A 9,085-nucleotide genomic window follows, 5' to 3' on the forward strand; every position below is an offset into this window, starting at 1 on the left:
CGGGGCTCCGCCCCGGACCCCGCGCCTCCAACGCCGGTGGGGCTGGATTTTGGCTGCGCCTCATTTTGGCTGCGCCTCAAACGCCGGCGGGCCTGGGATTGCCTGCGGGTCAAGTACCGTCCGGGCCGGTGAGGGCGATGGCCAGGGGGGTGCGTTCGTAGAGGATCTGGTGGCGGTGGCGGGAGGAGATCAGCAGGCCCGCCTCCTTGAGGGCCTTCAGGTGCGAGGAGACCGTGGAGGGGGCCAGCGACAGGCGGTGGGCCAGAGCCGTGGTCGAGGCCGGTTCGGTCAGCGCGCACAGCACGTCGGCGCGGGCCCGTCCCAGCAGGTTGGCCAGGGCCCGCGGGGCCGGTCCGGCCGGGGCCGTCCACAGCGCGCCGATGCCGCGCGCCGGGTACACCAGCGTCGGCTGCCACGGCGGGTCGTACCCGCCGACCACCTCCGGCCAGACGAACGCGCTCGGCATGAGCAGGAGCCCCTGGCCGTCCAGCGAGCGGTCGTGGTGGTTGCGGCGGTCGATCGTCAGGGTGTTCCCGGACCACCGCAGGTCCGGGTGGAGGCCGTCGAACAGCTCCTCGAGCCCGCCCGCCGCGAGCCGCCGCGAGTGGAACAGGATGTCCGCCTCCAGCAGCGAGCGCAGCCTGGGCCAGTGCGGGGCGACCAGTACCTCCCAGGCCCGTTCGTACAGATCGGCCAGCTCCCGCACCGCCCGCGCCGGATCCTCCAGCATCCGGCGCCCGGCCGCGCTCTCCAGCGCGCCCGGGGTGCAGGCCAGGGAGCGCCGCAGGTCCTCCCGCGCCGCTTCGGGATCGGCGGCCCGGACCCGTACGAGCTCCTCCTCGAAGGTGACCGACGGGCCCGTCGGGGGCGGGCTGAGGAAGTCCGGATTGTGGCCGGCGGCGGGCATCAGCAGCCACAGCGGCCGCAGGTCCAGTCCGTCGGCGGCCTCGCGGATCCCACGGAGCCAGGGCAGGTGGTAGGCCTGCCGCCGTGGTTGCAGCAGGACCCGTACCGCCTCCTGGGTCTCCCAGCGGGGCGAGAGGGAGAACCGGCAGCGCAGCAGGTCCGCGGGGCCGAAGCGGAAGTGGAAGGTCACGGGGTCCTCCGGGGGATGCGGGCAGGACGGGTGGCCGGCCCGGCAGTGCCCGGTGATTCGGGCTGGGACGAATCTCTGTCCCCTCAGCCTAGGCGCCGCCAGGGTGGCCCGTATGACCACCGCCGAACCGGGCACGCCCGCCACCGCACCCCGTACCGCACCCCCTACCGCCCCCGAGAAGCGGCCCGAGGGCTACCGCTCCGTCTTCCGCGTCCGCGAGTTCCGGCCCGTCTTCGCCGCGCACCTGCTGTCCGTGCTCGGCGTGGTCATCGCCGAGATCTCCCTCACCGTCCTCGTCTACCGCGCCACCGGCTCGCCCCTGATGAGCGCGCTCACCTTCGCCCTCGGCTTCCTGCCCTACGCCCTCGGCGGCACCCTGCTCGCCCCGGTCGCCGACCGGCTCCCCGCCCGCCGGGTGCTCGTCGGCTGCGATCTGCTCTGCGCGGCCTGCGCGGCGGTCATGGCCGTGCCCGGCACCCCGGTCGCGCTGCTCCTCGTACTGCGCTGCGCGATGGCCTTCGTCGCACCGCTGTTCCAGGGCACCCGCAGCGCCTCCCTCGCCGACATCCTCGGCGACGGCGAGGCGTACGTACTGGGCCGCTCGCTGCTGCGCATGGTGGCCCAGAGCGCCCAGCTCATCGGCTTCGGCCTCGGCGGGCTGCTGCTCACCGTCCTCGCCCCGCGCGGGGCGATCGTGCTGACCGCCGCCGGGTTCCTCGGCTCCGCCCTGCTGCTGCGGCTGGGCACCCGGAACCGGCCCGCCCGCGCCGCGGCCGCGGGCCCGCGCACCTCGCCGCTGAGCGGCCTGCGCTCCGTCCTGGGCGAACCCCGGCTGCGGGCGCTGACCCTGCTGTGCTGGCTGCCGCCGCTCTTCCTCGTCGTCCCCGAGGCCCTGCTCACCCCCTACGCCACCGAGGCCGGCGCCTCCACCGCCGTGCTCGGGCTGCTGATGTGCGCCATGCCGGTCGGCGCCATCGCCGGCGAGCTGTGGGCGGGCTCCGCGCTCACCGCCCGAACGCGTTCGCGGATCACGGCCCCGCTCGCCGCCGCCGGACTGCTGCCGCTGCTCGTGTACGCGGTCCGGCCCGGCCCGCCGCTGCTGGTGGCCGTGCTCGTGCTGACCGGGCTGGCGCACGCCTACACCCTCGGGCTGGACCAGTGGTACGTCGACGCCGTCCCCGAGGAACTGAGGGGCCGGGCGATGACCCTGCTCAGCACCGGTCTGATGACCCTCCAGGGCGTCGGCATGGCGCTGGCCGGGATCGCCGCCGAGTTCCTGCCCGTCCACGCGGTCGTCACGCTCGCCGCCGTCCTCGGCACGGGGGTCGTCCTGCTGCTGCTCGCGGCCGTGCGCCGGACCGGCGGATCGAGGAGTGAGACGGATCCCGCCGCCAAATGACCGCCCGGTAGGGTCTGGTGCGTGCCGAAACCGCTCAGCCTTCCCTTCGACCCGATCGCGCGCGCCGACGAACTGTGGCAGCAGCGCTGGGGTCCGGTGCCCTCGATGGCCGCGATCACCTCGATCATGCGGGCGCACCAGATCCTGCTCGGGGAGGTGGACGCGGTGGTCAAACCGTACGGACTGACCTTCGCGCGGTACGAGGCGCTGGTGCTGCTGACCTTCTCCAAGGCCGGGGAACTGCCGATGTCGAAGATCGGCGAGCGGCTGATGGTCCACCCGACGTCGGTGACGAACACGGTGGACCGGCTGGTGAAGTCCGGCCTCGTCTCCAGGCGCCCGAACCCGAACGACGGCCGCGGCACGCTCGCGTCGATCACGGACAAGGGCCGCGAGGTCGTCGAGGCGGCGACGAAGGCGCTGATGGAGATCGACTTCGGACTGGGCGCCTACGACGCCGAGGAGTGCGGGGAGATCTTCGCGCTCCTGCGCCCGCTGCGGGTGGCGGCGGCGGACTTCGAGGAGAAGTAGGCGGTCGGGCGCCGGTGGGGACCGTCACGTCGGCCCGCTGCAAGATCGTGCAAAACGGACGGCTAGGCTCGATGCCATGAAACGAAGCGTGCTGACCCGCTACCGCGTCATGGCCTACGTGACCGCGGTCATGCTCCTGATCCTCTGCTCCTGCATGGTGGCGAAGTACGGCTTCGACACCGGTGCCGACCTGACCTTCGCGGTCTCGCAGGCGCACGGTGTGCTGTTCATGATCTACCTGGTGTTCGCCTTCGACCTGGGCTCCAAGGCCAAGTGGCCGTTCGGCAAGCTCCTGTGGGTGCTGGTCTCCGGCACCATCCCGCTCGCCGCCTTCTTCGTCGAGCGCAAGGTCCGCGCCGAGGTCGAGCCCCTCGTCGAGGGCGGCCTGGCGGGCGCCCGCGCCTGATCCGAGCTCGCTCCACGCTCGATCACGGGCCGGTCCGCGCTCGATCCGCAGGTGATCCACCCACCCCCGGGAACTACTCCCGGGGGTTGGCCATCGACATTTACTAGGACGTCCTAGTAAATTCACGGGTATGGACGCTGACGCCATCGAGGAGGGCCGCCGTCGCTGGCAGGCCCGTTACGACAAGGCCCGCAAGCGCGAGGCCGATTTCACCACGCTCTCCGGGGATGACGTCGATCCCGTCTACGGGCCGCGGCCCGGCGATACGTACGAGGGCTTCGAGCGCATCGGCTGGCCGGGGGAGTACCCGTACACCCGCGGCCTGCACGCCACCGGCTACCGGGGGCGCACCTGGACCATCCGGCAGTTCGCCGGGTTCGGGAACGCCGAGCAGACCAACGAGCGCTACAAGATGATCCTGGCCGCCGGCGGCGGCGGGCTCTCCGTGGCCTTCGACATGCCGACCCTCATGGGCCGGGACTCCGACGACCCGCGCGCGCTCGGCGAGGTCGGCCACTGCGGGGTCGCCATCGACTCCGCCGCCGACATGGAGGTCCTCTTCAAGGACATCCCGCTCGGCGACGTCACCACCTCGATGACCATCTCCGGGCCCGCCGTGCCCGCCTTCTGCATGTACCTCGTCGCCGCCGAGCGGCAGGGCGTGGACCCGGCCCTGCTCAACGGGACGCTCCAGACGGACATCTTCAAGGAGTACATCGCCCAGAAGGAGTGGCTCTTCGAACCCGAGCCGCACCTGCGCCTCATCGGCGACCTCATGGAGTACTGCGCGAACGGCATCCCCGCCTACAAGCCGCTCTCCGTCTCCGGCTACCACATCCGCGAGGCCGGGGCCACGGCCGCGCAGGAGCTCGCGTACACGCTCGCCGACGGCTTCGGCTACGTGGAGCTGGGCCTCTCGCGCGGGCTGGACGTGGACCACTTCGCGTCCGGTCTCTCCTTCTTCTTCGACGCGCACCTCGACTTCTTCGAGGAGATCGCCAAGTTCCGCGCCGCCCGCCGGATCTGGGCCCGCTGGATGAAGGAGGTGTACGGGGCGAAGTCCGAGAAGGCCATGTGGCTGCGCTTCCACACCCAGACGGCCGGTGTCTCCCTCACCGCCCAGCAGCCGTACAACAACGTCGTCCGGACCGCCGTGGAGGCCCTCGCGGCCGTCCTCGGAGGCACCAACTCGCTGCACACCAACGCCCTCGACGAGACCCTCGCGCTCCCGAGCGAGCAGGCCGCCGAGATCGCGCTGCGCACGCAGCAGGTGCTGATGGAGGAGACCGGCGTCGCCAACGTGGCCGACCCGCTGGGCGGTTCCTGGTACGTCGAGCAGCTCACCGACCGCATCGAGGCCGACGCCGAGAAGATCTTCGAGCAGATCAAGGAGCGCGGGCTGCGCGCCCACCCGAACGGGCAGCACCCGATCGGTCCGATCACCTCGGGCATCCTGCGCGGCATCGAGGACGGCTGGTTCACCGGGGAGATCGCCGAGTCGGCCTTCCAGTACCAGCGCTCGCTGGAGAAGGGCGACAAGCGGGTCGTCGGCGTGAACGTCCACCACGGATCGGTCACCGGGGACCTGGAGATCCTCCGGGTCAGCCACGAGGTGGAGCGCGTACAGGTCCGGGAGCTCGCCGAGCGCAAGGCCGGCCGGGACGACGCGAAGGTGACGGCCGCGCTGGACGCCATGCTGGCCGCCGCGCGGGACGGGTCGAACATGATCCCGGCCATGCTGGACGCGGTGCGCGCCGAGGCCACCATGGGCGAGATCTGCAACCTGCTGCGCGACGAGTGGGGCACCTACACGGAGCCGCCGGGCTTCTGACGCACGAGAACCGGCCGGGTCCGGGCTCCCGGCGCCCGAGTCGCCCCGCTCCGGGCGCCCCGGCACCCTAGGGTGGCGGCCATGACCGGCCGCCACCTTCCCGCTCCCGTCCGCGGGGTGAGCGCCCGCGTGGTCATGCAGACCAACTGCGGGCCGTACGCGTACATCGCCGCCGATTTCGAGCCGCCCGGGCCGGGCGGGCTGACGGAGGTCCTCGACGCCGTGCCCGCCGGGCGGCTGCCCGAGATCTACGTGCCCTGCGTGCGGGCCGGCATCGTGCGCGGGCTGGACGGGGTGGCGGCCTCGGTGCTGCTTACCGACGCCGGCTTCCACGAGGTGGACTCCTCGGAGTACGGCTACCGGCTCGCCGGGCTGGAGGCGGGCCGCGCCGCCCTCGTGGCTTGCGGGCTGCTGCCGCCCGAGGAGGCCGACAGCCTGCGGTGGGCCCAGTGGCCGGGCCGCCCGAGGCCCTGGCCGGGCCACAATCCGCGCTCGGAGGCGCTGATCCGGTCGGCTCCCGCCTGGTCCGCCGAGTTCCTGCCGCTGTCGGACGGCGACCGGGCCGCGGTGATCACACCGCCGGTGCGGGGCCGGAAGGGCCGGCGGCGGACCCCAGGAGGCCGTGCATGAGCAGGGCGGTGAAGGTGGCCACCCACAGTTCGTCCACGGGTTCGGAGCTGACGAGCGCCCGGTGCACGACCGTGCCCGCGATCACGTCGAAGATCAGGTCCGTGGTGCGGCCGGCGAGGGACTCGTCCTCCTCGTAGGGGAGTTCGCCCCGGGCCTGCGCCCGTTCGCGGCCCAGTACGACGAGACGTTTCTGCCGATCCACGATCGCCGACCGGATGCGGTCCCGCAGGGCCTCGTCCCGGGTGGACTCCGAGACGACCGCCATCAGGGCGGTACGGGCCTCCGGGCGCCGCAGCAGTTCCGCGAACCGCAGCACCACGTACTCGATGTCCGCTTCGAGCGAGCCCCGGTCGGGCAGTTCGAGGGAGTCGAAGAGCTCCGCGACGGCGTCCACGACCAGTTCGCTCTTCCCGGACCAGCGCCGGTAGAGGGTGGTCTTCGCGACCCCGGCCCGCGCCGAGACGTCCCCCATCGTCAGTTTCGACCAGCCCAGCTCCACCAGTGCGTCCCGGGTCGCGGCCAGGATCGCGGCGTCCGCCGCGGCGCTGCGCGGGCGGCCGGTGCGGCCGGGCGGGGAAGGGGTGCCTGAGCTGGGGTTGCGCATGGCCGAGACCATACCCGCCGGTAGGGGAACCATCAGGGGCCCCCGCGGTGTGCTTCAGATCACGGGGCGATCACGGGGCGCCGGAGGGTGGAGGGAGTTACGCTACGGCTCGTAGCGTAAGAGCGGCAACCACGCGAAGAGCTACCGGCGCCAGGTGGGGACCCGGCGCCACAGCACGCAGAGCATGCAGAGCACGTAGGGCAAGCAGGGTACGAACGGCACGAGGAGTACGGCGGAACCGCACAACGGGTACCGCGATCGGTTCGTTTCGGCCGATCTTTTTCGTCGGCGCGCGCACACGGGGGAGGATGTACGCATGCAGCCCAGAAACATGTCCATGAGCGGCGTCGTCGACCTCGCCGCGGTGAAGGCGGCCGGCGAGGCCAAGGCGAAGGCCGAGCAGGCCCGGGCCGAAGCGGCCCGGAAGGCCGCAGAGGGCGGCGCGCCCGCGTCCGCCGGTGCCGTCCCGCCGTCCGCGCTCGTCTTCGACACCGATGAGACCCGCTTCGAGAGCCATGTCGTCCCGCTCTCGGGCGAGGTTCCGGTCATCCTCGACTTCCGCGCCGAGGGCTTCGAGCAGGGCCGGGAGCTGAGCCTGCTGCTGGAGCGGCTCACGGTCGAGGCGAACGGCCGCCTGGCCCTGGCCGCCCTCGACGTGGCGGCCAACCAGAACCTGATCCGGGAGTTCCGCATCCAGGCCCTGCCGGCCGTGTTCGCGGTGGTCGCGGGTCAGGCACTGCCGCTGTTCCAGGACTTCGCCCCCGAGGAAGAGGTCCGCGCGGTCCTGGCCCAGCTGGTCCAGGTCGCCGAGGAGCGCTTCGGAGTCATCGGCGTCGCGGTGGACCCCGCCGCCGAGGGCGCGGCCCCGGGCGCGGGAGCGGCGGCCACCGAGGAGCCGGCCGGCCCGTACGACGCCCTGCTGGACGCGGCGGTCGAGGCGCTGGACGCCGACGACCTCGACGGAGCGGTCCGCGCCTACAAGGACGTACTGGCGGCCGACCCGGGCAACACCGACGCGAAGCTGGGCCTGGCCCAGGCCGAACTCTTCGCCCGGGTCAAGGACATGAACCCGCAGGCGGTGCGCACCGCGGCGGCCGAGAACCCGCGCGATCCGGCGGCGCAGATCGCCGCCGCCGACCTCGACCTGGCGGGCGGTCACGTGGCGGACGCCTTCGGGCGCCTGGTGGACACCGTACGCGTGACGTTCGGTGACGACCGGGATGCCGTACGGGTGCGCCTGCTGGAGATGTTCGAAGCCGTCGGGCCGGACAACCCGCTCGTGACTTCGGCGCGCACGGCGCTCGCGCGGGTGCTGTTCTAACACCCGTCGGAGCACCCGTCCGGGCACCTGCCCGATGGCGGTCCGCCACCGGCGATTTATTGACACGCAGACAAACAGCGGCCGCACTTTGCCAAAACTTGGCAATCGCGGCCGCTGTTACTCGCAGTAAATCGAACCCCGTGAACTGTCCGGTGTGTTCACTCTTCCCCCGATCTGTCGTGGCCCTTGGTGACACCCTGTGTTGCGGGCCGACAGCGGCATGCCTTCCTTAGGTTATCTGGCCGTTACCCGCCAGTAACGAACCCCCTTGTGCCCCGGCCCCGAATGGACCACGATCGGCGACGCTCGGTCCTTCCCGCAGAGCCGCTCATCCGGAGCCGCGGTGGAGGGTCCCCACCGGGCCGGCCGGTGGCAGTGGCACCGGCCGTGGGACAGGGGGGTCTCCGTCACGCGGCGGGGCCTGTCCTCCAGGTTGCGCGAACGCGTGGCCAAGTGGTTGTCGCTCGGGGGTGAACGCCGGTGTACCGGACGCGGTCGTGCCGCGGCTCGGCCGCCTGCGCTCCTTCCCGAGGACGTAGCACTTCTCCCATCCCAGGACGGGTACGGCCCGGACCGGAGATGTACGTCCGAGAAGGAGGAACAAAATGAGTTCTCAGATTCGTGGCGGGACCAGATGGAAGCGCTTCGCGCTCGTCATGGTGCCGAGCATCGCGGCCACGGCCGTGGTCGGTGTCGGTCTGGCGCAGGGTGCCCTCGCGGCCTCCTTCGCCGTCTCGGGCCAGGACTTCAAGGTTTCGGCCGACAAGCTCGACGGTCGCAACCTGATCCAGTACGGCGGCATTGCCGAGGGGCATGACCTCAAGGGCAACGTGCAGCACCACCCGGTCACCATCTCCGGGTTCAGCCACGCCGAGATCACCAACATGTGCCAGTCGCTGGTGACGCCGACCCCGCTCGGCAACATCACCCTGCAGCTGAAGACGGGCACCAAGGCCGGCAAGCCCGCCGTGGCCGACAACATCTACCTGGATGTTGCCGAGCTCGACACGGACGCCGAGTTCGAGAACCTCGACATCGGTGTCGCCGTCGGCGACGCGAGCCACAAGACCAAGCCGCAGGCCGGCACGGTCGCCAGCCCGTACGCGTTCTCGCAGCGCGCGGACCGCGCGGTGCTGTCGAACGTGCGCCAGAAGGCGTGGGCGACGACGGCGGGCACCTTCAAGCTGCCCGACCTCAAGCTGCGCCTCCTCGGTGGCGACCAGCCCTGCTACCAGGACGAGAAGTAGTCGCTCCCGGTGCTTGACCG

At 71.9% G+C, this 9,085-nt stretch carries 9 protein-coding genes; 7 read left to right on the forward strand and 2 right to left on the reverse strand.

Annotated elements, in window-relative coordinates; translation table 11 throughout:
- Positions 1 to 109 precede the first annotated feature (109 nt).
- Positions 110 to 1,096, reverse strand: coding sequence for a DUF5937 family protein (locus ACWGDE_RS31985; protein ID WP_453392533.1), 987 nt, complete (start codon positions 1,094 to 1,096; stop codon positions 110 to 112).
- Positions 1,097 to 1,208: 112 nt separating this feature from the next.
- On the opposite strand from ACWGDE_RS31985, the gene ACWGDE_RS31990 reads away from it, so the two are divergent.
- The 5 genes from ACWGDE_RS31990 to ACWGDE_RS32010 all read left to right on the forward strand — a co-directional run bounded on the left by ACWGDE_RS31990 (position 1,209) and on the right by ACWGDE_RS32010 (position 5,893).
- Complete coding sequence (locus tag ACWGDE_RS31990) at positions 1,209 to 2,495, forward strand: MFS transporter (RefSeq protein WP_453392534.1); 1,287 nt, start codon at positions 1,209 to 1,211, stop codon at positions 2,493 to 2,495.
- A 21-nt stretch (positions 2,496 to 2,516) separates the two neighbouring features.
- Positions 2,517 to 3,026, forward strand: coding sequence for a MarR family winged helix-turn-helix transcriptional regulator (locus ACWGDE_RS31995; RefSeq protein WP_453392535.1), 510 nt, complete (start codon positions 2,517 to 2,519; stop codon positions 3,024 to 3,026).
- Positions 3,027 to 3,102: 76 nt separating this feature from the next.
- Positions 3,103 to 3,432: a DUF3817 domain-containing protein gene (locus tag ACWGDE_RS32000; protein ID WP_453392536.1), complete on the forward strand. Its 330-nt coding sequence runs from the start codon at positions 3,103 to 3,105 to the stop codon at positions 3,430 to 3,432.
- A gap of 130 nt (positions 3,433 to 3,562) precedes the next feature.
- Entirely contained in the window at positions 3,563 to 5,263 is a 1,701-nt protein-coding gene (locus tag ACWGDE_RS32005) for an acyl-CoA mutase large subunit family protein (protein WP_453392537.1), read from the forward strand.
- Positions 5,264 to 5,344: 81 nt separating this feature from the next.
- Positions 5,345 to 5,893, forward strand: a complete 549-nt coding sequence (locus ACWGDE_RS32010) for a hypothetical protein (RefSeq protein WP_453392538.1) — start codon at positions 5,345 to 5,347, stop codon at positions 5,891 to 5,893.
- Here ACWGDE_RS32010 and ACWGDE_RS32015 read toward each other — a convergent pair.
- Positions 5,835 to 6,497: a TetR/AcrR family transcriptional regulator gene (locus ACWGDE_RS32015; protein ID WP_453392539.1), complete on the reverse strand. Its 663-nt coding sequence runs from the start codon at positions 6,495 to 6,497 to the stop codon at positions 5,835 to 5,837. The genes ACWGDE_RS32010 and ACWGDE_RS32015 overlap by 59 nt on opposite strands.
- A 316-nt stretch (positions 6,498 to 6,813) precedes the next feature.
- Here ACWGDE_RS32015 and ACWGDE_RS32020 point away from each other — a divergent pair, with 316 nt between their 5' ends.
- Positions 6,814 to 7,818: a tetratricopeptide repeat protein gene (locus ACWGDE_RS32020; protein ID WP_453392540.1), complete on the forward strand. Its 1,005-nt coding sequence runs from the start codon at positions 6,814 to 6,816 to the stop codon at positions 7,816 to 7,818.
- Positions 7,819 to 8,423: 605 nt separating this feature from the next.
- Positions 8,424 to 9,065 (forward strand): DUF6230 family protein, encoded by a 642-nt coding sequence (locus tag ACWGDE_RS32025; RefSeq protein WP_453392541.1) that lies wholly within the window; start codon positions 8,424 to 8,426, stop codon positions 9,063 to 9,065.
- Positions 9,066 to 9,085: the final 20 nt, after the last annotated feature.

The sequence above is a fragment of the Streptomyces sp. NPDC054956 genome (assembly GCF_053609185.1).

What these genes read in the sequence shown, in the direction of transcription:
- ACWGDE_RS31990 (WP_453392534.1), top strand. Translation starts at nt 1,209, where the DNA reads ATGACCACCGCCGAACCGGGCACGCCCGCCACCGCACCCCGTACCGCA.
- ACWGDE_RS32000 (WP_453392536.1), top strand. Translation starts at nt 3,103, where the DNA reads ATGAAACGAAGCGTGCTGACCCGCTACCGCGTCATGGCCTACGTGACC.
- ACWGDE_RS32005 (WP_453392537.1), top strand. Translation starts at nt 3,563, where the DNA reads ATGGACGCTGACGCCATCGAGGAGGGCCGCCGTCGCTGGCAGGCCCGT.
- ACWGDE_RS32010 (WP_453392538.1), top strand. Translation starts at nt 5,345, where the DNA reads ATGACCGGCCGCCACCTTCCCGCTCCCGTCCGCGGGGTGAGCGCCCGC.
- ACWGDE_RS32015 (WP_453392539.1), bottom strand. Translation starts at nt 6,497, where the DNA reads ATGCGCAACCCCAGCTCAGGCACCCCTTCCCCGCCCGGCCGCACCGGC.
- ACWGDE_RS32020 (WP_453392540.1), top strand. Translation starts at nt 6,814, where the DNA reads ATGCAGCCCAGAAACATGTCCATGAGCGGCGTCGTCGACCTCGCCGCG.
- ACWGDE_RS32025 (WP_453392541.1), top strand. Translation starts at nt 8,424, where the DNA reads ATGAGTTCTCAGATTCGTGGCGGGACCAGATGGAAGCGCTTCGCGCTC.